Genomic DNA, 24,363 nt, shown 5'->3' with positions numbered 1-24,363 from the left:
CATTCCAACTTTGCAGAAACAGGACATTCCAACTTTGCGGCTACACCTCTTAATCGGATAATCGGCATTATGGAACATCCGTAAGACCTGATGCTGGACAGATCGACCTCCCGAAAAAGCTTGCTCACCCGGCACCGTTGCAACGAGTTCGTATAAGTCCCACGCACCCCGAAGACTACGCGCCGGCTCAACCCGCAGAAGGTAGATGTCGTGCAGCATCGTGCCATCTTCGCGTACGTGCCCGTCCGTATCTCGCGCGGTGAACTCGTCGCCGGGCTCGATGACTGGCTGCCGCCGTTTGCCGGCTTCTTCCTTTATTTCCCGAGCCGCCACACGGTAACGCCGAAGCTGTGGGCGCTGATCGACCATGTCCGCAGGTTCCGCGACCAAGCGTCCTAGAGAGGCTGCAACAGCTTTTTTTCAGCCCTCGCCCTGCCGACGCAAAAGCTGACAATCGGCGTAAACAATCCTCTTGAATTTGGGTCTATTTAAGCATTAAAACCTGACACCGCCAATCAAGATCAATTGCTGGGAAAGGTCACTCCCACGTTCGCTCCATTCCTCATCATGCTCCGCGAGGGGATCGAGGCCGCCTTGATCGTCGGCATCGTCGCCGGATACCTGCGCCGCACCGGCCGCTCGGCCTGGATGCCCGCCGTCTGGATCGGCATCCTCCTGGCGGTGTCCTTGTCGCTGCTCGTCGGCGCCGCTCTGCAGTTCGCCAATGCGCAGTTCCCGCAAAAACTCCAGGAAGGTTTCGAGGCGGCTGTTGGGCTGATTGCCGTTGTCGTGCTCGTGTCCATGGTCTTCTGGATGAAGAAAGCCGCGCGGTCGATCAAGAATGAGCTGCAGGACTCAGTCGAGGCCGCACTGTCGTCGGGCAGCAGCGGGACCGGGCTGATCCTCATGGTGTTCTTCGCCGTCGCCCGCGAAGGCTTGGAGTCCGTATTCTTCCTGCTTGCCATCTTCCAGCAGAGCGCTGGTCCTGCGGCTCCCCTCTCCGCGCTGGCGGGATTGCTGGTCTCGATCGCGATCGGATACATCATCTATGCCTTCGGCATTCGGCTCAACCTTAAACGCTTCTTCCGCTGGACGGGCATCTTCATTCTCTTTGTTGCTGCGGGTCTGTTGTCCGCCGTTGTTCGCAGCCTGCACGAGGCGGGGCTCTGGAACATGCTGCAGGAGCGCGCCTACGACATGAGCGGCATCGTTTCGCAGCACGGGATGATCGGAACCGTGTTGTCGGGCCTCCTGAACTACCAGGAATCTCCGGCCGTCGGAGAGGTTATTGTTTATCTCGCCTTCCTGCTGATCACGCTTGCGCTGTTCCTCGCGCCGCAGAAACATGTGCCGGCTGGGGCTGCGCACCCTGAAGGAGCACGGTCATGACCCCTGCCCCCTCCTCTTCCGCCGCACCGCGGCAGAAGCTGATGCGCCTTGCCCTCGGCGGCGCCGTTTTCCTCACCATCCTGAGTGGTGGACTGTTCTACGCCGCCACCGTGCAACATGGCGCTCAACCGACCGCAGACGTCGTCAAGGTCGAGGTTGGAGATAGGGCCTGCAATCCAAACCATCTGAGCGTGCCGGCTGGTCGCCAGACCTTCGAGATCTTCAACGCGTCCTCGCGCCCGATCGAATGGGAGATCCTCCAGGGGGTGATGGTGGTCGAGGAGCGTGAGAATATTGCACCTGGCTTCCGTCAGACACTGACGGCGACTCTCGCGCCCGGCGAGTACCGGATGACCTGCGGACTCCTGTCGAACCCGCCGGGCAACATGGTCGTGACGCCGACCGCGGCTTCCGATGCTTCGGGCGACGCCGTTCCGTTGCTCAAGGCGTTCATCGGGCCTCTGTCGGAATACAAGGTCTATGTAACCCTGCAGGCTTCTGCCTTTGAGCGTAAAGCTGCGGCACTTGCAGAGGCGGTGGCGTCGGGGAACCTGAACAAAGCGCGCGACGCCTTTCAGGCGACCCGCCTGCCCTACAAGCAGATCGAAGCGATCGGTGGCCGCTTTGCGGACCTGCAATCGCGGCTGGATGTCGCTGCACTCTACCTCGAGAAGCACGAGCAGGATCCGGCCTTCACGGGCTTCCACCGGATCGAGTACGGGCTTTATGAGCAGAACAGCCTTGAGGGTCTTCAGGATGTTGCGAGGCATCTGTCAGAGGATGCTGCCGCACTGAAGCAGCGGTTGCGTGAAGCCAAACTCTCGCCGGATTATCTGGCGAGCAGTGCTTCCCTTCTCGCCCGCCGCATTGCCGATGGGCGTGTCGATACCGGCGAAGACCTCTATGCCCATAGCGATCTCGTGGACTTCGCCGCCAACCTCATCGGCATGCAGAAGATGGCGGCGCTTCTGGCTCCCGCCATGACAGGGGACGCGCTGCCTGCCGCCCAGCAGTTGCAGGCGCGCATCGAGGCGGTTTCGGCCTTGCTCGACAGCTTCAAGGCAGGCGACGCCTATCCCGACTACGCGTCGATCAAGGCTGACGAGCGAGCCAGGATCAAATCCGCGTTCCATGATCTGGCCAATGCCTTCGAGGCCGCTGGAGACGCGCTCCGGCGGGTTGCCGCATGACCAAGATGGCACGGAATAACGGGACCAGTCTCGGTCGGCGCAGGCTCATCCTGGGGCTCGGCGCAGGTTTGGGCGGAAGTGTCGTCGCCAGGGTGTCGCCGGCTGCCGAAGGACAAGGTCCTGCCCATCCTCCTCACGTGGCGGATGCACCCACCGGACACGAGGCGCGACAGGATGCCTGGCCCTTCTATGGCAAGGTTCAGCAAGGCGTGGTCACGCCGCGTCCCGCCAGTGGCATGGTCGCCGCCTTCTCGGTGCTCGCGAAGACGCCGAAGGATCTTGAGGCCATGTTCCGGTTGCTGACAGAGCGTATCCTCTTCCTCACGCAGGGCGGCGCCGTGCCGGAGCTCGATCCGCGGCTGCCGCCGCCGGATTCCGGGATCCTCGGGCCCCTGATCGCGCCCGCCAACCTCACGATCACCGTTTCGCTCGGCTCCTCCCTATTCGATGATCGGGAATGGCTGACACCGCATAAGCCCAAGCGCCTTCAGCGGATGACGAAGTTCCGCAATGATGCCTTGTCGGCCGACATCTGCCATGGCGACATGCTTTTGCAATTCTGCGCAAACACCCCGGACACCAACATCCATGCCTTGCGCGACATCCTGAAGACGATGTCGGCTCATCTCGTCTTGCGCTGGAAGCAGGAAGGAAATGTTCCTGTTGTCCCACCGAAACCGGACGGCAGCACCGAAAGCGCCCGCAACTTCCTCGGCTTCCGGGATGGTTCGGCAAATCCTGATTCCAACGACGTCGATCTGATGGCGGAAACGGTGTGGGTGGGCGCCGAGCGCGACGAGCCCGAATGGGCTCGCAACGGCACCTATCAGGCGGTGCGCATCATCCGCAACTTCGTGGAGCGCTGGGACCGGACGCCGCTTCGCGAACAGGAGCGGATCATTGGCCGCAACAAGGCATCCGGTGCGCCGCTCGATGGCGGAACGGAAGCTGACGTTCCGGCCTACGATAAGGACCCCGACGGCAAGATCACGCCACTTGATGCGCATATCCGGTTGGCAAATCCCCGCACGCCGGAATCGCGCAAGAACCTGATGCTGAGGCGGCCGTTCAACTACTCCAACGGCGTGACGAAATCCGGCCAGTTGGACCAGGGCCTGCTGTTCATCAGCTTTCAGGCGGACCTTGAGGAAGGTTTCATCGCCGTACAGCGTCGGCTCGATGGCGAACCGCTCGAGGAATACCTCAAGCCCGTCGGCGGCGGCTACTTCTACGTGCTGCCCGGCGCACCGATGCCTGACAACTATCTCGGCGAAACCCTGATCCGGGCCGCCTGCCGAACCACTGCCTGTCCCACCTAAAATCCAAAGGATACGTCACATGACGAGGCACACTCTTTTTGCAGCAGCGTCTTTCCTGCTCATGGCCGGCAGCAGCCTTGCGGCCCCCGGCACCGTTCTGGACCTGGTCGAACCGATCGCCGACTACAAGATCTACGTGTCGGAAAAGCTCGACAAACTGGTCGAGGATACGGAAGCCTTCACTGCCGCAGTCAAGGCTGGCGACGTCGACAAGGCGAAGTCGCTTTTCGCGCCGACCCGCCTCAGCTACGAAGCAATCGAGCCAATCGCTGAACTGTTCAGCGATCTCGATGCGTCGATCGATTCGCGCGCAGACGACTATGAGAAGCAGGAACAGGATCCGGCCTTCCCCGGCTTCCACCGTATCGAGTATGGCCTTTGGGAAAAGGGCTCTACCAAGGACCTGGATCCGGTTGCCGACCAGTTGCTGGCTGACGTGAAGGCGCTGCGGGAGCGGATCACCGATCTCGCCCTGCCGCCGGAAAAGGTTGTCGGCGGTGCGGCTGTCCTCATGGAAGAAGTGGCGGCCACCAAGATCTCCGGCGAAGAAGACCGTTACAGCCACACCGACCTCTGGGACTTCAAGGGCAACTTCGATGGCGCTGACAAGATCTTCCAGCTTGTGCGCCCGTTGGTCGAGAAGCAGGACCCTGCATTCGTGCAGAAGGTCGCCGGCAACTTCGCCACCATCGAAACGACGCTGGCCAAGTACAAGGAAGGCGACGGCTACCAGTCCTACGACAAGCTGACGGACGATGACCGCAATGTCCTGTCGGCCGCGGTCAATACGCTGGCGGAAGACCTCTCCACCCTGCGCGGCAAGCTCGGGCTCGATTGAGGTCCTATAGATAGCTGCGCGGTTCCAGTGTGGACCGCGCAGTCTCCCGCGCGGCTGGTCAGGCTGCCATCTTCTCGCAGCTTTCCGCGCACTTGCGGCAGGCATCGACGCAGCTCTGCATGTCTCCGACCCGTTCACAATCGGCAGCGCATTGCCGGCAAATTTCGGCGCATTCGCGGCAGGTGTGGCGATGGTGCTCGGAGCCTATGAGCATGAAGTGTGCTGACGTCCTGCAGATCTCGGCACAGGCCATCATCAGTTTGAAGTGTTTTGGCTCCGTGTGCTTGCCGCCCATCTCCAGGCAATGTCCCATGGCCATCGAAAGGCACTCGCTGTAGCAGGTGAGGCAGTTCTCGATGCATGTCCGCATTTCGGGTGACAGGTGGTTCATTCTCGGCCGCTCCTGGATCTGGATTTCCTTGAGATCAAGCACGCGCTCTTGGCGCCAGCTCTCCCTCGTCAACCGGCCCAGCCATTGATTGTTCCAAGCGGAAGCTGATCATGTGTTGGAACGTCTCGCGCCCACGGCCATTTACCTCCAAAGGAGGTTTTCAAATGCCAGACGCATCCGACGGATCCATGGAAGAATACGGGGCCGAAGATCTCGCCCGCAGGTACAAGATCAGCATTCAGCAAGCACGACGATATATCCGCAGGTTTGGCAACGACCGCGCCGAACTCGACCTGCTGCTTGCGGCCGCAAACCGCACACCTCGCCACAGGGTTGAGGAAATCGAGCGGACAGTGAGCGAAGTCACCTTCGGCTAAGGAGGTAGCGGCCACCGTGTCAAGATGTTGGGCAGCCGCCTCTCAGGTTACTTCATCGCGTCGCACGCCTTCATCATATCCGACTTCTTCATCGCATCGGTTTCCATGTCGGCCTGATGCATGCAATCTGCCTTGGTGCTGCCGGTCGTCATCGCATCGCTCTTCATGCCATCCTTCGACATCGTGTCGGTCTGCATGCTGTCCTTCTTCATCGGATCGGCTTGCATGGCATCCTGCGCGGACGCGACGCCCGAAAGCGAAAGGCTGACGATGAAAGTGGAAGCTACAATGGCGGAAAAGATCCTGGTCATGGTGTTCTCCTCGAGATGACACGTGTCCGCCGGCACCTTGCCGTTGGCACACATCCATTCATTCGAGCGTCCGCGACAGGCGTTACGCCCTCACGTGCATGTGATAGATTTCGGCGGCCGGAAAAATCTGAAGTTGGCTGTAACTGTTTTCGGGCTGCTTCGAATGAACCTGCATCAGCATGACGATCGCCCATTCGGAAGACGTACTGAAAGCCCTGATGCTTCTTTCCCTTGATGGGGACGAGGCAGCCTATCGGCGTTTGCTGACGACTCTGCGCGTTCTGCTGGTCGGATATTATACTCGGCGCATGGACGCGGCGACGAAGGCGGACATGGAAGACCTCGTCCAGGAGACCCTGCTGTCACTGCATTCGCGCCGGGCAACCTATGACCGCGACCGCCCCTTCACGGCCTGGTTCTTCTCGATCGCCCGTTACAAGCTAATCGACCACCACCGAGGTCGCGGTGGACGGCGACTGGCCGAGACCGAGCTTGGAGAGGAACTGGAAAGCGGCTTCAGCGAAGAGGCGTTGACCGCGCGTCTCGATGTTGAACGACTGCTAGATGGGCTGACGCCCAGGCAGCAGGAACTGATCCGGCAGGTCAAGCTGGAGGGGCAGTCGATCGCCGACACGGCCGACCGGGTGGGCCAGTCGGAATCGGCGGTGAAGGTGAGCATTCATCGGACACTGAAAGCACTTGGCGAAAGGATGCGAGGCGGATCGTGAGAGACACTGACAGGATGATCGATGATCTGGTGCGGGACCTGAGGCCGGTGCCGCGCCACGCGCTGCGCTACCGTTTCCTGCTGGGCATCTTGCCGGCACTTGCCGTGTCGCTCCTGCTGATGCTGGCGATCCTCGGCGTAAGGTCAGATACGCCGGAAGCACTGATGCTGCCGGTTTTCTGGATCAAGTCGGCCTACAACGCCCTCATCGCTCTCGTCGCCCTTTGGACGACCTACCATCTGGCACGGCCGGATGGAGGGGAAGGTGGGTTCTTCAAGACGGGCGCTGCCATTGTCCTTGCCATGGCGATTGCCGCCACGATTCAACTCGCCACCTCACCGCCAGAAGCCTATGAGCAGTTGATCCTCGGTTCGTCGGCGCTTCATTGCCCGTTCCTGATTTTCGCATTCGCGCTACCGGTCTTCGCAGGCATCTCCTGGGTGCTTCGAAAAGGCGCCCCCGCGAACCTGCGCCTGACCGGCTTCATCGCTGGCATTGCAGCCGGCGCCGCCGGGGCTTGGGTTTACTCCTGGTTCTGCACGGAAAACGGCATGCCCTTCGTGCTGATCTGGTATTCCGTCGGCATCCTTCTGGTCGGAGCCCTCGGTGCCCTTGCCGGCCCTCGCCTGCTCCGCTGGTAAGCACATCGGCGGCATCGGCATCAAATTCCGGCATACCACTCGTATCCGCGGTCTTCCCAGAACCCGCCGTTTCCACCCCACAAGCCCGCGAAGCTATCGACGAGTTCGATGCGCATGATGTATTTTGCCTGCTTGTAACCGAGCTGTCGTTCAACCCTCAGCCGCAACGGCGCGCCATGGCCAACGCTCAAGTCCTTGCCGTTCATTCCGTAGGCGAGGATAGTCTGAGGGTGCATCGCGTCGATGAGATCGATGCTCTCGTAGTAGCGGCCGCTACCATCAAGCGTCTGTTCAAGTTCATCGGCACAGTGCAACACGACATAACGCGCCGTGGGCTTCAGCCCCACCACTTGCAACAGGTTCGCCAGCGGAACACCGGTCCACTTGCCAATGGCGCTCCAGCCCTCGACGCAGTCGTGCCGGGTAATTTGCGTTCTGGCTGGCAGGTTCTTCAGGTCAGCGAGCGAGAAGTCCCGGGGCCGTTCGACCAGCCCGTCGACCTTCAACCGCCATGTCTCGAACTTGTTCTCCAGCAATTGCGCATATTCATCGCTGTCAGGAGCACTGGTGCCGTTGACGCGGAACGAGGGAGAAATGTCTTTCTCGTCAAACTCGCGGGCCAGCGCACCGCGCCCCTGAAGAGCCCTTTGCGCCTTCATGGTCAATTGTTCAGCCGAATGCAAAACTTCTTCGACATCGGTATTCTGTCCCAGGATATCGCAGCCGCTCAGCGTCAGCGCGCTGGCGCCGAGGGTGCTGCCGATCAGGAACCTGCGGCGGGTGAGAAACGTGCTCATGCATTCGGTCCTTCTTCACGGATGGCGTAACGTCCTGTGATCATCGAACGGATGTTGTTCCAGGTGCCGGACAGGATGACCATCGCGACATGGACGACGACGAAGAGCACAAGGGCGGACGCCGTGATGAAATGGATGGTGCGCGCGGTTTGGCGGCCACCAAAGATCTCAACGAGCACGGGAACGGCCGCATCAACGCCCGGCGACATCGTCAGCCCCGTCAGCACCATGAGCGGCAACAGGACAACGATCACGGCGAGGTAGGTCAACTTCTGCAGCGAGTTGTAGTGCCTGGCCTTCTCTCCTTTGGGAAAGCGCAGACGCGCGTGGTCGAGGACTTCCTGCCCGAGATGGCGCGGTGAAAGCTCTTCCGCTTTCGGCGCCAGGTCACGCCGCAGATGCCCACTGAGCAAGCTGAAGCCGAGGTACAGCAGACCGTTGATCACGAACAACCAGGCAAAGAAGAAATGCCAGCGCCTGCCGACTGCAAGATCCTGGAACGACGGGATCGTTATCCATTCCGGAAATGCGCGCTTGGTGGGTTCGCCATCAACATTGGAAACACCAAGAACGCCTGTCGTCGGGAACTTCAGCCCGGCGATGCGCACGAATCCTTGTGGCTTGTCGCCCCCGTCATCGGCACCGATCGTCAGGAATGCGGGGTCGCCGTCGGCGCCATACTGGCCCCAGTAGAGCTCCGGATGGGCATTGAAGATCTGTAGCCCGCTCAAGAGGAGGAAGCTCAGGCAAAGCACGTTCAGCCAATGGGTGAACCGGGTGATAATCGAATGACGGCGGATGAACACCGTTCGGGGGTAACGAATGTTGTCGTTGGAAGCATTCTCGTTCATCGCCGCGCCTTTCATCTGTGGCATCAAGCGGCTGCAGATCATGCAGCTTGTTCTGCAAGTTGCTGGCCGGACCAGGGGGCGGTTGACCCGGCCAGCGACGACGTGGCTCACATGGGAGGAACCACGCCATTCTTGCCGACGACCACCTGATGGGCGACGGGGCCGGAAGCAGCGTTCTCGGCACTGATGAAGACGACCGCGCCGGGGACCAGGTCATCATCCTTCGATGCGGCGGCAATGGTCACGACCGGTGTGCCATCCGGGATTGCGATCTTCTTCTCCTTGCCGTGGTAGGTGACTGTGACGGTCCGGCCGTCGACGCCCTTCACTGCATCCGCCACGGTGGCGTTGGTCATGCTGCTCTTGGGCTTCAGGTCCCAGCCGTAGCTGCCCTCGCCCGTACCTTTCATGGCCGGCGGGAAGATGAGAACTTCAAGCGCGCCGTCACCTCCGCCAGCCTTCGGCAAGGAGGCAATGCCGACGAAATCGCCCGGCTTGATGTCGGCAACCTTTGCGCTCGCAACACCGGCAAGCTTCCAGTCGTCAGCAAGAGCGACATCGACGGTTTTGCCTTCGCGAGTTTTCACTTTGAGCGTTGAACCCGCGTAACTGATGACGCTGCCGCGGACGTTTGTGGGGGCTTGCTGTTCCGCGGCATAGGAGGGTGCAGTGAAAGTCGTAGCGGACACCGCGCTGGAAAGGGCAAAAACAACGGCTGATAAAATGCGCTTCATGGTAAATCTTCCTACTAGTTGATAGGTTGACGAGTAATAAGAGTGGCGGTGGGCGTCACCCGCCCGCTGCCCTAGTGGGCCGCTACGGGAGAGAGGCGGCGAAGAGTTGGCGCGAGGATGGTGGCGAAGGTCTTGCCATCCCCATAGGCGCGGGCTGACAGCATGGCACCGTGAACGGAGGCCATGAATGCTTCGGCTTCAACTTCTGGAGCCGAGGAGAGGACGAGAACACCTTCCTTGCCGCCACGCTCCATGACCGAAGTCAGCCAGCGGGAGATGAGGCGGAAGAAGGCCCTGACTTCGGCCGCGACTTCAGGCGGCAGGATCGGCAATTCGCTTGCAAGCATGGCGCAGACACAAAACGGACGGCTTGAATCGGCAATGCACTGCGCCCAATGGTTGGTGTAGGCTTCCAGGATAGCGCGCGGATCCTGCACGGATTGTTCAAGCTGTGAAAGGCCGGCTCGCGCGTCCTCGATGTATCGCGACACCAGCACGCGCCCCAAATCGACTTTGCTTGGGAAATGGTGGTGGATGCTGGCTTTGCGAATTCCGACGACATCGGCAATGTCAGCATAGCTGAAGCCGTTGTAGCCGCCGTTCATGATCAGGTTTCTCGCGCAGGCGAGGATAGCATCGGGAGTGTTGGTCAAATTGCTCATGATCCTTATCTATCTTCTAGTAGGCCGGCTTTCAACACGCGGGGCACCGCCTAGCGTGTTCGTGATCCCTCGGGAGCGCCTGTTACCAAAGCAAATGGACGATTAGAAAAACGGCACATGCACATTTCTTTCGCGCCGCCCACCCGGTGAGACGTAACTGTGCATTTTCATGGGTTCACTACGTAATTTTGCTTCCCTTCAACGCTGACCATCGCTAAGCTGGACGAAATAGCCGGCACTCGAGCCCCGTTTCGATCGCGTCTGATAGCGCGCATCGGTCGGGGCTTTTTGTATTGGACCTTTGATGAAGCGGACCTTGGACATTGGCGTTCTCCTTTCGCGCAGCGGCATGTATGCGGCGCTGGCTTACGCGAGCCGCCTCGGCGTCCTCCAAGGTGTTGCCGAGGTAAATGCCGATCATACGCTCGACGTGGCTTTTCGGGTCGTGGAGCGCGACCCCGAAGGTCGTCTCGACCGCTACGCTCCGCTGTGTCGCGAAATCTTGCGCGACTCCCAGGCCCGGCACATCTTCGGCTGCATCACCTCGGCGAGCCGCAAGGAAGTCATTCCGGAGCTTGAGCGTTTCGGCGGCGTCCTGTGGTACCCGGTACCCTATGAAGGTTTCGAGGCGTCGGAACACGTCGCCTACATGCACGCATGCCCGAACCAGCACTTGATCCCGCTTCTGGACTGGGCCCTGCCCTCGCTCGGCAAACGCGCCTATTTCGTCGGCTCCAACTATATCTGGGGTTGGGAAATGGCCCGGATCGCCCGCGAGCGCGTTGCCGCAGCCGCGGGTGACGTTCTGGGTGACCGATATATCGCCGTCGGTGATACCGACCTCGACCACATCATCCAGGAGATCCGGGCGCTGAAGCCGGACTTCATCCTCAACTCTCTTGTGGGGGACAGCTCCTATGCCTTCCTGGCTCGCCTGGCAGAGTTGAAGCAGGAGGCGGGTTTCCAGAGCGGTCTCACGGTACTCTCCTGCAACTTCACCGAATGCGAAGTCGAGTCGGCCGGCAGTGCGGCCGAGGGTCTGGTTTCAGCCGGCCCCTGGTTCGAACCGGAGGGTGGCTCCGGCGGATCATTCCATGAGATCGCGCGCCAGTCGGTACATGAGCTGGCGAAGCTGCTGCACGGCCGCCCTGGTGCCGACGTCCTTCCGCTCTCCGAACTCGTGCAGTCTGCAGCCGGGTCCGGCCACACGCCGCGGCTCGACCCTACCAATCTCCACGCCCGCCAGCCCGCCATCATAGCGCGGCTGCTGAACGGTCGCTTCCAGGAGATCAAGCGGCTGCCTCCGCTTGCGGCAGATCCTTATCTGACGCGACAGTTCGGAGCCTCCCATGACGGCCCCTTGTTGAAGGTGGTGTCATGACAGGCATCCGCACCGAAAATCTCGGAGGCGCTACGGCCTGGATCCTGCACCGGCCGCACCCATCGGTGCAGGGCCTGATCCGCCAGCTTGGCGTCATCGGGCTTGTTGTTCGCGAAGCCTGGCCCGAATTACCGGCCGAAGCGATCGGCGCGGACTTCATCTTCTATGACGCCGACATGGGCCATGATGAGCAGTTCCCGTGGGCGGCTGGCCAGTCGCCCATGCCGATGATCGCGCTGATCGGCTCGGAAGCACCCGGTCGCCTTCGCTGGGCGATGGAGATGGGCGCCCATGCGCAACTTCTGAAGCCAATGAGCGACAAGGGTGTCTACGCAGCCCTCCTTGTTGCGCGCAGCAATTTCGACCGGGCCACGTCGTCGGATGCCCTCATCACCGACCTGCAGAACCGCCTTTCGGCGCGTCAGACCGTGGTTCGGGCGGTGATGATCTTCGTGATGCAGGGCAAGACCGAGGCCGAGGCCTACGACCTTTTGCGCCAGACCGCGATGGCATGGCGCGTGACAATCGAGACCGCCGCCGAGCGGCTGGTGGCAAACCATTCGAACGAGAGGGGCAATGACGATGGCCGACGCATCGATCTCGCCTGAACCCATGGCGGTGCCTGAAAACGGACCTTCCGTGCTGCGCCGGCTCGCCCGGCGCAAGTTGGCGATCCTGGGACAGCTGATCATCCTCATCTGCGTCGGCGGCGCGGTCTTTGCACGATGGTTGGCACCGTTTGACCCCTACGAGCAGTTCTTCGACGGGCTGACCTTAGAAGGTGCACCGCTTCCACCGAACGAGAACTTCTGGTTCGGAACTGACCTTCTTGGGCGCGATCTGTTCTCGCGAATCCTTTACGGCGCGCAGACCTCTCTGATCATCGGCCTCGTGGCCAACGGAACTGCATTGATCATCGGGACGCTTGTCGGTGTGACGGCAGGCTACTTCCGCGGGATCGTTGGCGCAGTGCTGATGCGCTTCACCGACCTGATGATGGCTTTCCCCGCACTGCTGCTGGCGATCTGCCTCGCCGCGATCTTCTCGCCGTCATTGTGGATCGTCGCGATGGTCATCGCCTTCGTGAACTGGGTTCAGACGGCGCGGGTGATCTTTACCCAGACCTCGTCGCTCGCCGAACGGGACTACATTGCAGCCGAAAAGACGCTGGGCGCCGGCCATGGCCGCATCGTGTTCAAGCACATCCTGCCGCATCTCATCCCGACGCTCATCGTCTGGGGCACGCTCGGCATCTCGACAACCGTCCTTCTGGAAGCAACGCTTTCGTTCCTGGGCATTGGCGTGCAGCCGCCAATCCCGTCTTGGGGCAACATCATCTTCGAAAACCAGACCTACTTCCAGTCGGCGCCATGGCTCGTCTTCATCCCGGGTGCAGCCATCCTGCTTCTTGCACTGGCCTTCAACCTCGTGGGCGATGCTCTCCGCGACATCCTCGATCCAACACAGCAGGGGCATGACTGATGGCCGCCTATATCGTTCGACGCCTCATCCAGTCCGCGCTGATACTGCTTGGCGTGTCCTTCATTACCTTCGTACTTCTTTATGTCCTGCCGGCTGACCCGGTGCGGCAGATTGCGGGCCGTTCGGCAACCGCCGCGACGGTTGAAAGCATCCGCCAGCAGCTTGGCCTCGACCAGCCTTTCCTGGTCCAGTACGGCAACTACCTTCTGAACCTCATCCAGGGTGACTTCGGCCGCTCCTACCTGCAGAAGACGGAGGTGGCGCAGCTCATCGTGTCGCGCCTGCCGGCAACGCTGCTCCTCCTTGTTGCCGCCATTGCCTGCGAACTCCTGATCGGCCTGCCACTCGGCATTGTCGCCGCGCTCAACCGCGGCAAGGTGATCGACAACGGTCTGATGCTGACGAGCTTCCTGACTGTGTCCGCCCCGCAATTCGTTGTCGCGCTACTGTTGCTCTTCGTTTTTGCAGTCAAGCTCGGCTGGTTCCCCATCGGCGGTTACGGCACCTTCGCCCATATCGTCCTGCCGGCAGTCACGCTCGGCATCCTCGGCTCCGGCTGGTACTCACGCATCATGCGTTCCTCGATGGTTGACGTGCTGCGCGCTGATTTCATTCGCACCGCCCGCGCCAAGGGGCTCGGCCGCAGCAAGGTCATCCTCGGCCACGCGCTGCCCAACGCCATCCTGCCCATCATCGCCATGATCGGCATCGACATCGGACTGTTCATGTCGGGCATCGTCGTTGTCGAAAGCGTCTTCGGCTGGCCCGGCATCGGGCAGCTCGCATGGCAGGCCATCCAGCGCGTCGACATCCCGATCATCATGGGCGTCACGCTCGCCTCAGCTTGCGGCATCGTTCTCGGCAACCTCATCGCCGACCTGATTTCGCCGCTCATCGATCCGCGCATCAAGCTGCGCTGAAACCGTCAACCCTCAGGAGTGAAGCCTATGAAGAAGCTGATCCTTTCTACCGCGCTTGCAACGCTCATGGCGCTGCCAGCGCTTGCGCCGGTCCAGGCCCAGGAGCCCAAGCATGGGGGCAACATGGTCGTGACCTACAAGGACGATGTTGCAACCCTTGACCCGGCCATCGGCTACGACTGGCAGAACTGGTCGATGATCAAGTCGGTTTTCGACGGGCTGATGGACTACGAGCCGGGCACCACGAAGCTGCGTCCGGGTCTGGCGGAAAGCTACGAGATCTCCGAGGACGGCCTTACCTACACCTTCAAGCTTCGCCCGGGCGTCAAGTTCCACAATGGCCGTGAACTGGTTGCTGACGACGTGGTCTACTCGATCAACCGCGTTATCAAGCCGGCCACCCAGTCTCCTGGCCAGGGCTTCTTCGGCATGATCGAAGGCTTTGATGATGCCGCCGCCGGCAAGGCTGACACCGTCTCCGGCGTTTCTGCCCCCGACAAGAACACGGTTGTCTTCAAGCTGTCGCGCCCGGACGCCACTTTCCTGCACATCATGGCGCTGAACTTCTCGTTCATCGTGCCGAAGGAAGCTGTCGAGGAAGCTGGCGCCGACTTCGGCAAGAAGCCGGTTGGAACGGGTGCATTCAAGCTGACAGAATGGACGCTCGGCCAGCGCCTCGTGTTTGAAAAGAACGCCGACTACTGGATCTCCGGCGTTCCCTACCTCGACAGCTTCACGGTTGAAGTCGGCCAAGAGCCCGTTGTTGCTCTGCTGCGGGCCCAGAAAGGTGAGGTCGATGTTCCGGGCGACGGCATTCCGCCGGCAAAGTTCGTGGAAGTAATGAAGGACAAGGCGCAGGCTGACCTCGTTGTCGAAGGTGGTCAGCTCCACACCGGCTACATCACCATGAACGTGACGCAGGCACCGTTCGACAAGGTTGAAGTGCGCCGCGCCGTCAACATGGCGATCAACAAGGACCGTATCGTCCAGGTCATCAACGGTCGCGCTGTTCCGGCGAACCAGCCCTTGCCCCCGTCCATGCCGGGCTACACCAAAGACTACGAAGGCTACAAGTTCGACCAGGCAGCGGCCAAGAAGCTGCTTGCTGACGCAGGTTACGAAAACGGCTTTGACACCGAACTCTTCGTCATGAACACGGACCCGAACCCGCGCATCGCCCAAGCGATCCAGCAGGATCTCAAGGCGATCGGCATCAATGCCCAGATCAAGTCGCTCGCACAGGCCAACGTGATCGAAGCTGGCGGTGCTGGCACTGCGCCGATGATCTGGTCGGGCGGCATGGCATGGATCGCCGACTTCCCGGATCCGGCAAACTTTTACGGCCCGATCCTGGGCTGCAGCGGTGCGGTCGAAGGCGGCTGGAACTGGTCTAAGTACTGCAACGCAGAACTTGACAAGCTGGCAGCCGAAGCTGACTCGATCGTTGACCCGAACAAGGTCGACGAGCGCCTGGCCAAGTGGTCCGAAATCTACATGAAGGTGATGGAAGACGCACCGTGGGCACCGGTGTTCAACGAGCAGCGCTTCACCATGAAGTCTGCGCGCATGGGCGGTGATGACGCGCTTTACGTCGACCCCGTCTCGATCCCGGTCAACTACGACTACGTCTATATCAAGGAGTAAGTCTGGTCATGTGCAAGCACTGCAACCACACGATCCATGCGCACCAGCACCATTTCGGTTGGGACAACTCCTTTGCCCCTGCCCTGACGGCTGCACCGGGTGAAACGATCCTGTTCCAGTGCCTTGACAGTTCTGGGGGCCAGCTCGGCCCTCAGTCCACTGTCGAGGATGTCCAGGCGCTGGATTTCAACAAGATCAACCCGGTATCGGGCCCGATCTACGTTGACGGCGCCAAACCAGGCGACGTTTTGAAGGTAACGATCGAAAGCTTCACGCCGCAGCTCCGCGACGGTGCAGGTTTCGGCTGGACTGCCAATATCCCCGGCTTCGGGCTTCTTGCCGACCAGTTCACCGAACCGGCTCTCAACGTCTGGAAGTTCGACGCGTCGAGCATGGAGCCAGCGCTTTTTGGCAAGAACGGCCGCGTGCCGCTGAAGCCGTTTGCCGGCACTATCGGCAATGCGCTCGCCGAAAAGGGCCATCACTCGGTGGTTCCGCCGCGTCGCGTTGGCGGCAATCTCGACATCCGCGACCTGGCTGCTGGCACGACGCTCTATCTGCCGGTGGAAGTTGACGGCGCGCTGTTCTCCGTCGGTGATACCCACGCCGCACAGGGCGACGGCGAGGTCTGCGGCACCGCAATCGAGAGCCCGTTCGACGTCGTACTGACGCTCGACCTCATCAAGGACCAGCCGCTGAAGACGCCGCGCTTCACGACGCCCGGACCGGTGACGCGCCACCTCGACGCCAAAGGCTACGAAGTGACGACCGGTATTGGCCCAGACCTCTGGACTGCGGCCAAGGACGCTGTTGCCAACATGGTCGATCTTCTCGCGACAACGCAAAAGATGGATCCGGTCGACGCATACATGCTCGTTTCGACCTGTGGCGATCTCCGCATCTCCGAGATCGTCGACATGCCGAACGTCGTGGTCAGCTTCTACTTCCCGAGGGCCGTCTTCGAATGACCGCAGCCATGCTTTCTCCCGTCGTCGACACAGCGACGGACGTCGTCCTGTCGGTACGAGACCTGCAGGTCTCTGCCCGGTCGGAACACGGACTGATTCCGCTCGTCGAGGGCCTCAGCTTCGATCTGCATCGAGGCGAGACCCTTGCGATTGCGGGAGAAAGCGGCTCGGGCAAGTCGATCACGTCGCTTGCCTGCATGGGGCTCTTGCCGGCACCCGCGGTTCGCGTGACCGGCGGGTCGATCCGCTTCGGCGAAACCGAACTCACGAGCCTGCCTGAGAAGAAGATGCAGGAGATGCGCGGCGCGCGCATCGCGATGATTTTCCAAGAACCGATGACGGCGCTCAACCCGGTGATGAGCATTGGCCGCCAGCTCGTAGAAGCCATACGAGCACATGAAACCTTGTCAGTCGCGCAGGCAAGGGCACGCGCGCTGGAAGCTCTTAAGGCAGTAAGGCTATCGCAGCCGGAAAAGCGCCTAGAGCAATATCCGCACGAGCTGTCGGGCGGGATGCGTCAGCGCGTGATGATCGCCATGGCGATCGCATTGCGTCCGGCCGTGCTCATCGCCGACGAACCGACCACCGCGCTCGATGTGACCGTGCAGCGCGAGGTTCTTGATCTCCTGCGTGACCTGCAGAAGGACCTCGGGACGGCCGTAATTCTGATCACCCATGACATGGGCGTCGTGGCCGAAATGGCCGACCGCGTCATCGTCATGCGCAAGGGCAGGATGGTGGAGGCCGCGCCGACAATTGATCTCTTCGATGCTCCACGGGAGCAGTATACCCGCGACCTGCTTGCCGCGGTGCCGCGCATTGGAACCGGCGCCTCACGCCCGGACCTCGCCAAGCGCGAGGTCTTGGTCCGGTATGAGGACGTGTCCGTCAACTTCCCGATCCGGCAGGGCCTGCTTGGGCGGGTCGCGGCACGCGTCCATGCGGTCGAGCATGTGTCGCTGGATATTTTCCGCGGAGAGACCTTGTCGCTGGTCGGCGAGTCCGGTTGCGGAAAGTCCACCATGGCGAAAGCGCTCGTCGGCCTCGTACCGCATACCGGCCGCATCGAGATAAACGGCCAAGCGCTAGGGGATCTTGATGCGAAGGGGCGCAAGGCAATCCGCCGCGACCTCCAGATCGTCTTCCAGGATCCGATGGCCGCGCTTGATGCGCGCATGACCGTGGGCGAACTCATCCGCGAGCCGCTGGTCATCCACGGCATGGGCACAGCGGCCGAGCAGAAGGCACGCGTTCGCGAATTGCTTGAGCGCGTCGAGCTGTCGCCCAGCGTCTACAACCGTTACCCGCACCAGTTCTCGGGCGGCCAGCGCCAGCGCATCTGCATTGCGCGCGCCCTTGCGCTGAAGCCGAAGCTGATCATCTGCGACGAAAGCGTCGCGGCACTTGACGTCTCGATCCAGGCGAAGGTGCTCGACCTTCTCCGTGACCTGCAGAAGGAGAGTGGTGTCACCTATCTCTTCATCAGCCATGACATGGCCGTGGTAGAAAACATTTCTGACCGCGTAGCGGTCATGTATCTCGGCCAGATCGTCGAGATGGGCACGCGCGCGCAGCTCTTCGGCAATCCGCAGCACCCTTATACCAAGCGCCTGCTTGAGGCGGTGCCGGTGCCTGATCCGCGCCGTGAGCGGCAGGCAACGGCACGGCTGTCAGGAGATATTCCGAGCCCCGTCTGGAAGGTCGGGCAAGAACCGCAGCGTGTGGAGCTTGTCGATATCGGTGGCGGCCACCTGGTCGGCCGCTAAGCAGACGACAAGCCGACGGCCGCTGCAGAGCGGAATCGGTCAACCATGGCGAAACGTGCGGCCGGCGCGGGACGCCCGACGTGGTAACCTTGAATCTGGTCGATCCGGTATGCCCGCATCAGATCCTCATGCTCCTCGGTCTCGACGCCTTCAACGAGGATCCTGAGGCCGCGATGGCGCAACAGGCTGATGATGTCGCGCAACATCACCCGCCCTCGCTCTTCCGCACAGTCGTGGAGGAACGAGCGGTCGATCTTGACGGTGTCGAACTCGATCATCCGCAGCCAGGACAGACCGGCAAAGCCGGTGCCGAAGTCGTCAAGCCAGATCTGTACGCCGAGCCGCTTCAGTTCGCTGATGCAGCGGACGACCTCCGTGTCCACTTCCAGTTCGACCCCCTCGGTTATCTCGAAGGCGAGTCGCGTTCCGATCAACCCATGCTCTGCGAGCGTTGCCGCAACATAGGCTGCGAAACCCGGCATCTTGAGCTCGGTCGGTGAAACATTGACGCTTGCGACCTGTACCCGGTTGGTGGCAAGCAACTCTTCGCAAACCGTGCGGATGGCCCAGCGGCCAAGCTCGACGATCGCGCCTGTGCGTTCAGCGACAGGAATGAAGGTGTTGGGCGTTACGGGCGTGCCGTCCGGCATCTTCATCCGCATCAGGGCTTCGGCACCATCCAGCGCACCTGTCTGCACGTTGCAGATCGGCTGATAGACGAGCGACATCAGGCGCTGCTCCAGCGCAATCCGGAGGATCGCCGCAATATTTTCGCTCTCGTCGCCGGTCTGCGGATCTTCCGGGTCGAAAACCATGACGCAGTTGCGACCGTTGGCCTTGGCCGCATAGAGCGCGCGATCGGCCTCATGCACGATCTTCTCGAGTTGCTTCGTCTGGCTGCGGGTGTAGGAAACGCCGACGCTGACGGTCACGACGGAGGTACCGTCGCGCCGGTACTCATGCGGCAGGGCCATTGCCTGCACTGAGGCACAGAGGCCGTCGGCCAGCCGGATGGCCTGCTCCGGGTTATCGATCGGAGCGATGACGATGAATTCTTCACCACCATAACGGCCGATTGCAGCCCCCCGGGCCGCAGTCGCCTGATCGAGCCCCTGCGCTACGGCGATGAGACAACGGTCACCCTCCTGGTGACCGTAGAAGTCGTTGTAGCGCTTGAAGAAGTCGACATCAACAAGCAGCACGGCAAAGCCGCGTTGATACGTTTGCCAATCCTGCCAGTGGCTCCGCAGGCGTTGGTCTACAGCACGCCGGTTTTCCAGCCCCGTCAGCGAATCCGTATGCGAAAGATGGAGCAGCGCCCTGCCCCGTTCTTCCGCAGCCTCCTGCTGCAAACGCGCTTCAAAGGCGTTGAGGAAGACCTTGTAGCGCTCCCGATTGAGCTCAAGGTTTACATAGGCCGTAAAGATGAAGCACGAGATGCAGAAGGCGCCGAGGATCAGCTTGTGGAGAAGCAGCATCGGCTCGAAGAAATAGAGCGCACTGATGAAGATCAGCAGGTTTGTTGCCGATGAGGCAACCGCTAGCCGAAAGCGGAAGCTGAAGAACAGGTTAACGCTCATCATGAAGATGGCGCCAAAGGCCATGTAATAGGTGAAGGCCTCTGCGTAGATCGTCTTTTCCGCGGTCAGCAGCCAGACGACGTAACCTGCCAGCACAGCCAGGGCGGCGTTCACATCCATCAAATCGGCGGAGGCCTTGAGGCGCAGGAGTAACTCAAGCAAGCAAAGCGACGTGATGCCAACGATCACGCGGCCGACAATCGTGTGGGCCGCGACGTCAGGGACGAAGAGAAGATCGGTGACCGAATAGGCGACATAGGCGAAAACAGCGATCCACAGCCCGCGCCGTGTCACCTGCTTGCGCCCGTCCTCACTTTCCTGGCGGTACAGGTTGCGCATCTGCTCCGCCGAATATGCCGACCCGACAGTGGGTACATTGGTATCGGCCAACATGTGCATCATGCCCTGTTTACCCAATGGTTCGGCTGCGCCTGATGCACACCCTTTACTCCGGACCAAACCAAGTTGCCTCAGACGATCTCGAAGGCAACCGGCGTCGGTTTTTCAGACGCGATTTCAGGCAAGTATCCTTCCAAGGGTTTAACGTTCACTAAACTTTCGAGGGAATGCGACCAAAGATTGCGTGCTGCAACTTGACCTTTTGGAGAATGCTAAGGATTTTAGTCAATGCATTTATCTGAAATTAATTATGAGGTTAGCGTGGCCCAGCCTTTATTTTCTCTTGATGGCGCAAGCTTGATCACCCCACAGTCCGTCAGCAATACGACTGCGGCACAACCTACAAACGATATCAACGACTTACTTTTAACTGCAGAAGCCGAGTTCGCGCTTATCGCCAACATTGCAGCGCAACGTTTCGAAGCAGGCAAAAATCTCCCCGAAGCCGTCAAATGGCTGATCACCCAAATGCACGAGTTGCGCGCCAAGGCCGGTCCGGCGGTGTGGCAGAAGCTCATCCCTCTCATCCAGGCCCATCCTTCTGCTGAGATCATGCAGCAGTGCCCCTTTACCCGCTGGTCATTTGACAAGCCACGTGGATATTCCGGTGACGCAAGCCTGATCGACTTCATCTATGGCCATGAAGACGTGGCCATAGAGGTGGCACGGTCCACGCCGCAGGGGCTGGAAATATTCGAATACACGATCAATGCGCCGGGGCCGGTGGCCGTGCGGGAACGCCGCGATATCCTCACCCAGTATGTCGATCGTGTAGCAGCCGAGAAGGGGCCGGATACAGAAATTCTGACGGTCGCTGCCGGTCACCTGCGCGAAGCAGAAGCGTCGGAGGCATTGAAGAATGACGGGATCAAGCGGTGGGTTGCCCTGGACCAGGACCCGCTAAGCATCGCCACGATCGCCCGCCAGTTCCAGAACACCTGCATCGAGCCAACCGAGGGATCGGTGCGCGGCCTGCTGGCCAATAAGTATCAGCTCGGTACGTTCGACCTGATCTATGCGGCCGGCCTCTACGACTACCTTGCGGACCGGGTGGCAATCCGCCTCACCGAAGTATGCCTGGACATGCTGAAGCCGGGCGGTGTCTTCCTTTTCGCCAACTTCTCCAATGAGATGGCGGATGACGGCTACATGGAATCCTACATGAACTGGGAACTGCTTCAGCGCTCCGAAGAGGAGATGTGGAAGATCGCCAAGCTCAGCAGCGACCAGTCAAAAGTCGAGGTCGACGTGTGGTGGGGTAGCAACCGGAACATCATCTACAGCACGATCCACAAGAAAGCCTGAATCGGCCAAGTGAGAGGCGCCTGGGGTCCATATCCCAGGCACCTTTTTCTGAACGCCGCTATTGGAGCGTCTCTTCGACGAAGGCTTCGACCTTAAGCCGAGGGCGCTGTTTCCAGCTTCGGAACCGCATCCAGCAGCATCTGCGTATAGGCGTGGCGCGGCGCGCTGAAGACCTGCCTTGCGGTCCCCTCCTCCACGATCTCGCCATGCCGCATCACCACCACGCGGTCGCAAAGGTGATGCACGACTGACAAGTCATGACTGATGAACAGCAGCGTGATGTTGAGGTTGCGGCGTAGATCCATCAACAGGTTGATGACCTGCGCCTGGATTGAGACATCGAGCGAGGCGACCGGCTCGTCGCAGATGATGACCTCCGGCTGCATTGCGAGCGCTCTGGCAATGGCGATGCGCTGCCGTTGGCCGCCCGAGAACTGGTGTGGATAGCGATCGGCGAGTGCAGGATCGAAGGCAACGGCGCGCAGCCACCGGTTCACATATCCCCGTGCGTTGGACCGCGTGCAGAAGCCATGCGCAATCGGACCTTCGGCCACTGACTGGAAGATGGTTCGGCGCGGGTCGAGCGAGGCGAACGGATCCTGGAAGATCATCTGCACGTGGGTACCGAGCTTTCCAGTTGCCGAGCGCACCGGCTTGCCGCCAATGGAAACGGTGCCGGAGGTCGGTGCATAGATGCCGCACAGGATGCGACCGAGGGTCGATTTGCCTGATCCCGATTCACCGACGAGTCCCAAGATCTCGCCGCGTGCGATCGTCAGATTGGCGGAAATGACCGCATGCACCGGGCTCGGCTGCTTCATCAAGCCCCAGCGAATGGCAAGGCGACGGAGCGCGCCTACCCGTGGGGAGAAGATCTTGTCGATCGCCTCGGCCTTCACGAACTCGGGATCGGCCGGGGCGCCGACGGCAGCGCCCGCAAGGTTGCCGAGATCAACCGGCCCGGCGGCTTCCGTTGCGGCAGATGCGAGCGGCTGCCCAGGCGTCGAACGTGACGGCAAGGCATCCAGCAGCCCCTGCGTGTATGGATGCTGCGGATTGTGCAGCACCTCCCGCGCAGGGCCGGCCTCAACGATCTTGCCGCGCCGCATGACGGCAATGGTGTCGGCAATAGACGATACGGTCGCGAGATCGTGGCTCACCCAGATCAGCGACGTACCCATTTCCGCGACGAGCGCCTTCACCATGCGCAGGATTTCAGCCTGAACCGACACGTCGAGCGCGGTCGTTGGCTCATCAGCGATCACCAACTGTGGCCGATGAAGGAGCGCAATTGCGATGGCCACACGCTGTCGCATCCCGCCAGAAAACTCATGTGGGTACTGGTCGACCTTGTTTTCCGGATCGACGATCTTGACCTTGGCTAGCGCCTCAACCGCCCGGCGGCGTACCTCCGCGTCCGATACATCTTCATGCGCGCGGATCGCCATGCCGATCTGGTCGATGATCCTGACAACCGGGTTCAGCGTCATCATCGGGTCCTGGAACACCATAGAGATGTCCTTGCCGCGAATCTTGCGCAATTCCTTCTGGCTCAGCCCGACCAGCTCGCGTCCGTTGAAGCGGATCGAGCTTTCCGGCTGGATGCGGCCGGTCTCGTCCAGCAGCCCGATCAGCGAGAAGCCGGTGATCGACTTGCCGGAGCCGGACTCGCCCACCAACCCCATGATCTCGCCGCGCTTCAGCGAAAAGAAGATGTCATCAACCGATCTAACGGTACCCTTGTCGGTTTCGAAATAGGTCCGCAGGTTACGGACATCCAGAAGATGGGTCATTTGCGCAGCCTCGGATTGAGCTGATCTCGGATCTGGTCGCCAACCAGGTTGATCGCCATGATGAGGATGATCAGTGCCACGCCGGGGTAGATCGCAATCCAGTAGCGTCCCGACATAAGGTACTGGAAGCCGTTGGCGATCAGCATGCCGAGTGACGGCTCGGTCGGCGGAAGCCCGACACCGAGGAAGGAAAGCGTTGCCTCAAGCGAAATGGCGGATGCGACCTGCACTGTTGCGACCACAATGAGCGGCGGCAAGGAGTTGGGGAGGATATGGCGGGTGATGACAAACCAACCGCTCATCGGCACGGAAAGTGCGGCCTGCACATAGTCCTTCTGACGCTCCGCGGCAGCTGCGCCATGGGCCGTGCGCACGAAATACGCATACTGTGCGAAGACAAGTGCGAGGATGAGCTGCGGTTTGCCCTGGCCGAGAACAGCCGCCACCACGAATGCCAGCAGGATCGCCGGAAATGACAATTGGATGTCGACGATGCGCATGATGAGCTGCTCGATGCGGCCGCCGACATAAGCAGCAAAACACCCCACCACTGCACCGATCGAGAAGGCGATCGCGCCGGCCATCAGACCCATCTGCAGTGAGATGCGCAGGCCATAGACAATGGCGGACAGCAGGTCACGCCCCTGGCTATCGGTGCCGAGCAGGTGAACGATGCCCTTCGAACTGACATAGCCTGGCGGACGGCGCGCGTCGCGCAGCACCAGCGACTTCAGGTCGTAAGGGTCTTGCGGCACGATGAACGGCGCAAAGACCGCTGCGAGGATGATGACCACCACCACCGCAAGGGCGGCGATCGCAACCTTGTTGCGGCGGAACGTATGCCAGAACTCGGCAAGCGGTGAGACGGATTTTACCGCGTGGGCTTCCGTGGCCATG

Annotated in this window: 24 protein-coding genes and 1 pseudogene; 16 read left to right on the top strand and 9 right to left on the bottom strand. The window is 60.9% G+C overall.

The genetic code is table 11. The annotated features are described in order from the left end of the window. Positions 1-249 precede the first annotated feature (249 nt). The 5 genes and pseudogenes from M0654_RS06610 to efeO (M0654_RS06590) form a co-directional block, all read left to right on the top strand. Positions 250-399, top strand: a pseudogene (locus tag M0654_RS06610) (LysR family transcriptional regulator); the annotation flags it as partial. A gap of 129 nt (positions 400-528) precedes the next feature. Next, complete coding sequence (gene efeU / locus M0654_RS06605) at positions 529-1,389, top strand: iron uptake transporter permease EfeU (protein ID WP_282571559.1); 861 nt, start codon at positions 529-531, stop codon at positions 1,387-1,389. Continuing rightward, positions 1,386-2,579 carry an iron uptake system protein EfeO gene (gene efeO / locus M0654_RS06600; protein WP_248682360.1) on the top strand — a complete coding sequence of 398 codons (1,194 nt, stop codon included), beginning with the start codon at positions 1,386-1,388 and terminating at the stop codon, positions 2,577-2,579. Before efeU ends, efeO (M0654_RS06600) begins: the two co-directional genes overlap by 4 nt. Further along, positions 2,576-3,898, top strand: a complete 1,323-nt coding sequence (efeB, locus tag M0654_RS06595; RefSeq protein ID WP_248682359.1) for an iron uptake transporter deferrochelatase/peroxidase subunit — start codon at positions 2,576-2,578, stop codon at positions 3,896-3,898. The genes efeO (M0654_RS06600) and efeB overlap by 4 nt, the downstream gene beginning before the upstream one ends. A 19-nt stretch (positions 3,899-3,917) precedes the next feature. Then, complete coding sequence (gene efeO, locus M0654_RS06590; RefSeq protein WP_248682358.1) at positions 3,918-4,736, top strand: iron uptake system protein EfeO; 819 nt, start codon at positions 3,918-3,920, stop codon at positions 4,734-4,736. A gap of 58 nt (positions 4,737-4,794) precedes the next feature. Here efeO (M0654_RS06590) and M0654_RS06585 read toward each other — a convergent pair whose 3' ends face one another. Beyond that, complete coding sequence (locus M0654_RS06585; RefSeq protein ID WP_248682357.1) at positions 4,795-5,127, bottom strand: four-helix bundle copper-binding protein; 333 nt, start codon at positions 5,125-5,127, stop codon at positions 4,795-4,797. A 164-nt stretch (positions 5,128-5,291) separates the two neighbouring features. Between M0654_RS06585 and M0654_RS06580 the strand changes: the two genes are divergently transcribed. Next, complete coding sequence (locus M0654_RS06580; RefSeq protein WP_248682356.1) at positions 5,292-5,504, top strand: hypothetical protein; 213 nt, start codon at positions 5,292-5,294, stop codon at positions 5,502-5,504. A gap of 47 nt (positions 5,505-5,551) precedes the next feature. Here the strand turns inward: M0654_RS06580 and M0654_RS06575 are convergent, their stop codons facing one another. Beyond that, complete coding sequence (locus M0654_RS06575) at positions 5,552-5,815, bottom strand: pentapeptide MXKDX repeat protein (RefSeq protein WP_248682355.1); 264 nt, start codon at positions 5,813-5,815, stop codon at positions 5,552-5,554. Positions 5,816-5,994: 179 nt separating this feature from the next. On the opposite strand from M0654_RS06575, the gene M0654_RS06570 reads away from it, so the two are divergent. After that, positions 5,995-6,543 (top strand): sigma-70 family RNA polymerase sigma factor, encoded by a 549-nt coding sequence (locus M0654_RS06570; RefSeq protein ID WP_248682354.1) that lies wholly within the window; start codon positions 5,995-5,997, stop codon positions 6,541-6,543. 14 nt (positions 6,544-6,557) lie between these two features. Continuing rightward, positions 6,558-7,184 (top strand): DUF1109 domain-containing protein, encoded by a 627-nt coding sequence (locus tag M0654_RS06565; protein ID WP_282571558.1) that lies wholly within the window; start codon positions 6,558-6,560, stop codon positions 7,182-7,184. A 20-nt stretch (positions 7,185-7,204) separates the two neighbouring features. On the opposite strand, the gene M0654_RS06560 is transcribed toward M0654_RS06565, so the two are convergent. The 4 genes from M0654_RS06560 to M0654_RS06545 form a co-directional block, all read right to left on the bottom strand. Beyond that, complete coding sequence (locus M0654_RS06560) at positions 7,205-7,981, bottom strand: molybdopterin-binding protein (RefSeq protein WP_248682352.1); 777 nt, start codon at positions 7,979-7,981, stop codon at positions 7,205-7,207. After that, positions 7,978-8,832 (bottom strand): cytochrome b/b6 domain-containing protein, encoded by an 855-nt coding sequence (locus M0654_RS06555; protein WP_248682380.1) that lies wholly within the window; start codon positions 8,830-8,832, stop codon positions 7,978-7,980. Before M0654_RS06555 ends, M0654_RS06560 begins: the two co-directional genes overlap by 4 nt. A 107-nt stretch (positions 8,833-8,939) precedes the next feature. Then, complete coding sequence (locus tag M0654_RS06550) at positions 8,940-9,566, bottom strand: hypothetical protein (RefSeq protein ID WP_248682351.1); 627 nt, start codon at positions 9,564-9,566, stop codon at positions 8,940-8,942. A gap of 71 nt (positions 9,567-9,637) precedes the next feature. After that, positions 9,638-10,228: a TetR/AcrR family transcriptional regulator gene (locus M0654_RS06545; RefSeq protein WP_248682350.1), complete on the bottom strand. Its 591-nt coding sequence runs from the start codon at positions 10,226-10,228 to the stop codon at positions 9,638-9,640. Between the two features lie 304 nt (positions 10,229-10,532). Between M0654_RS06545 and M0654_RS06540 the strand changes: the two genes are divergently transcribed. Genes M0654_RS06540 through M0654_RS06510 form a run of 7 tightly spaced genes read left to right on the top strand, consistent with a single transcriptional unit; the run spans position 10,533 to position 18,389 of the window. Further along, positions 10,533-11,609 carry a transporter substrate-binding protein gene (locus M0654_RS06540; protein WP_248682349.1) on the top strand — a complete coding sequence of 359 codons (1,077 nt, stop codon included), beginning with the start codon at positions 10,533-10,535 and terminating at the stop codon, positions 11,607-11,609. Further along, entirely contained in the window at positions 11,606-12,217 is a 612-nt protein-coding gene (locus M0654_RS06535) for an ANTAR domain-containing response regulator (protein ID WP_248682348.1), read from the top strand. Before M0654_RS06540 ends, M0654_RS06535 begins: the two co-directional genes overlap by 4 nt. Beyond that, complete coding sequence (locus tag M0654_RS06530) at positions 12,192-13,091, top strand: ABC transporter permease (protein WP_390919714.1); 900 nt, start codon at positions 12,192-12,194, stop codon at positions 13,089-13,091. Before M0654_RS06535 ends, M0654_RS06530 begins: the two co-directional genes overlap by 26 nt. Next, a complete protein-coding gene (locus M0654_RS06525) occupies positions 13,091-14,011 on the top strand; it encodes an ABC transporter permease (protein WP_248682347.1) in 921 nt (306 codons plus the stop codon). Before M0654_RS06530 ends, M0654_RS06525 begins: the two co-directional genes overlap by 1 nt. Before the next feature lie 27 nt (positions 14,012-14,038). Then, entirely contained in the window at positions 14,039-15,655 is a 1,617-nt protein-coding gene (locus M0654_RS06520; RefSeq protein ID WP_248682346.1) for an ABC transporter substrate-binding protein, read from the top strand. 8 nt (positions 15,656-15,663) lie between these two features. Next, complete coding sequence (locus M0654_RS06515) at positions 15,664-16,623, top strand: acetamidase/formamidase family protein (protein ID WP_248682345.1); 960 nt, start codon at positions 15,664-15,666, stop codon at positions 16,621-16,623. After that, entirely contained in the window at positions 16,620-18,389 is a 1,770-nt protein-coding gene (locus M0654_RS06510) for an ABC transporter ATP-binding protein (RefSeq protein WP_248682344.1), read from the top strand. The genes M0654_RS06515 and M0654_RS06510 overlap by 4 nt, the downstream gene beginning before the upstream one ends. Here the strand turns inward: M0654_RS06510 and M0654_RS06505 are convergent. Beyond that, the gene (locus M0654_RS06505) at positions 18,386-20,371 is read right to left on the bottom strand and encodes a putative bifunctional diguanylate cyclase/phosphodiesterase (protein WP_390919693.1); all 1,986 of its coding nucleotides are present in this window, start codon (positions 20,369-20,371) and stop codon (positions 18,386-18,388) included. The two genes, M0654_RS06510 and M0654_RS06505, sit on opposite strands and share 4 nt — an antisense overlap. Positions 20,372-20,629: 258 nt before the next feature. On the opposite strand from M0654_RS06505, the gene M0654_RS06500 reads away from it, so the two are divergent. Next, complete coding sequence (locus M0654_RS06500; protein ID WP_390919712.1) at positions 20,630-21,673, top strand: class I SAM-dependent methyltransferase; 1,044 nt, start codon at positions 20,630-20,632, stop codon at positions 21,671-21,673. Between the two features lie 92 nt (positions 21,674-21,765). Here M0654_RS06500 and M0654_RS06495 read toward each other — a convergent pair whose 3' ends face one another. Continuing rightward, the gene (locus M0654_RS06495) at positions 21,766-23,466 is read right to left on the bottom strand and encodes a dipeptide ABC transporter ATP-binding protein (RefSeq protein ID WP_248682342.1); all 1,701 of its coding nucleotides are present in this window, start codon (positions 23,464-23,466) and stop codon (positions 21,766-21,768) included. After that, positions 23,463-24,362 carry an ABC transporter permease gene (locus M0654_RS06490; RefSeq protein ID WP_248682341.1) on the bottom strand — a complete coding sequence of 300 codons (900 nt, stop codon included), beginning with the start codon at positions 24,360-24,362 and terminating at the stop codon, positions 23,463-23,465. The genes M0654_RS06495 and M0654_RS06490 overlap by 4 nt, the downstream gene beginning before the upstream one ends. Position 24,363 lies beyond the last annotated feature (1 nt).

The sequence above is a fragment of the Neorhizobium turbinariae genome (genome assembly GCF_023223505.1).
Taxonomy (GTDB): domain Bacteria; phylum Pseudomonadota; class Alphaproteobacteria; order Rhizobiales; family Rhizobiaceae; genus Neorhizobium; species Neorhizobium turbinariae.
The sequence above is the reverse complement of the archived record's forward strand: the minus strand, read 5'-3'. Positions and strand labels throughout refer to the sequence as shown.

What these genes read in the sequence shown, in the direction of transcription:
- efeO (WP_248682360.1), top strand. Translation starts at nt 1,386, where the DNA reads ATGACCCCTGCCCCCTCCTCTTCCGCCGCACCGCGGCAGAAGCTGATG.
- efeB (WP_248682359.1), top strand. Translation starts at nt 2,576, where the DNA reads ATGACCAAGATGGCACGGAATAACGGGACCAGTCTCGGTCGGCGCAGG.
- efeO (WP_248682358.1), top strand. Translation starts at nt 3,918, where the DNA reads ATGACGAGGCACACTCTTTTTGCAGCAGCGTCTTTCCTGCTCATGGCC.
- M0654_RS06585 (WP_248682357.1), bottom strand. Translation starts at nt 5,127, where the DNA reads ATGAACCACCTGTCACCCGAAATGCGGACATGCATCGAGAACTGCCTC.
- M0654_RS06580 (WP_248682356.1), top strand. Translation starts at nt 5,292, where the DNA reads ATGCCAGACGCATCCGACGGATCCATGGAAGAATACGGGGCCGAAGAT.
- M0654_RS06575 (WP_248682355.1), bottom strand. Translation starts at nt 5,815, where the DNA reads ATGACCAGGATCTTTTCCGCCATTGTAGCTTCCACTTTCATCGTCAGC.
- M0654_RS06570 (WP_248682354.1), top strand. Translation starts at nt 5,995, where the DNA reads ATGACGATCGCCCATTCGGAAGACGTACTGAAAGCCCTGATGCTTCTT.
- M0654_RS06565 (WP_282571558.1), top strand. Translation starts at nt 6,558, where the DNA reads ATGATCGATGATCTGGTGCGGGACCTGAGGCCGGTGCCGCGCCACGCG.
- M0654_RS06560 (WP_248682352.1), bottom strand. Translation starts at nt 7,981, where the DNA reads ATGAGCACGTTTCTCACCCGCCGCAGGTTCCTGATCGGCAGCACCCTC.
- M0654_RS06555 (WP_248682380.1), bottom strand. Translation starts at nt 8,832, where the DNA reads ATGAACGAGAATGCTTCCAACGACAACATTCGTTACCCCCGAACGGTG.
- M0654_RS06550 (WP_248682351.1), bottom strand. Translation starts at nt 9,566, where the DNA reads ATGAAGCGCATTTTATCAGCCGTTGTTTTTGCCCTTTCCAGCGCGGTG.
- M0654_RS06545 (WP_248682350.1), bottom strand. Translation starts at nt 10,228, where the DNA reads ATGAGCAATTTGACCAACACTCCCGATGCTATCCTCGCCTGCGCGAGA.
- M0654_RS06540 (WP_248682349.1), top strand. Translation starts at nt 10,533, where the DNA reads ATGAAGCGGACCTTGGACATTGGCGTTCTCCTTTCGCGCAGCGGCATG.
- M0654_RS06535 (WP_248682348.1), top strand. Translation starts at nt 11,606, where the DNA reads ATGACAGGCATCCGCACCGAAAATCTCGGAGGCGCTACGGCCTGGATC.
- M0654_RS06530 (WP_390919714.1), top strand. Translation starts at nt 12,192, where the DNA reads ATGGCCGACGCATCGATCTCGCCTGAACCCATGGCGGTGCCTGAAAAC.
- M0654_RS06525 (WP_248682347.1), top strand. Translation starts at nt 13,091, where the DNA reads ATGGCCGCCTATATCGTTCGACGCCTCATCCAGTCCGCGCTGATACTG.
- M0654_RS06520 (WP_248682346.1), top strand. Translation starts at nt 14,039, where the DNA reads ATGAAGAAGCTGATCCTTTCTACCGCGCTTGCAACGCTCATGGCGCTG.
- M0654_RS06515 (WP_248682345.1), top strand. Translation starts at nt 15,664, where the DNA reads ATGTGCAAGCACTGCAACCACACGATCCATGCGCACCAGCACCATTTC.
- M0654_RS06510 (WP_248682344.1), top strand. Translation starts at nt 16,620, where the DNA reads ATGACCGCAGCCATGCTTTCTCCCGTCGTCGACACAGCGACGGACGTC.
- M0654_RS06505 (WP_390919693.1), bottom strand. Translation starts at nt 20,371, where the DNA reads ATGATGCACATGTTGGCCGATACCAATGTACCCACTGTCGGGTCGGCA.
- M0654_RS06495 (WP_248682342.1), bottom strand. Translation starts at nt 23,466, where the DNA reads ATGACCCATCTTCTGGATGTCCGTAACCTGCGGACCTATTTCGAAACC.
- M0654_RS06490 (WP_248682341.1), bottom strand. Translation starts at nt 24,362, where the DNA reads ATGGCCACGGAAGCCCACGCGGTAAAATCCGTCTCACCGCTTGCCGAG.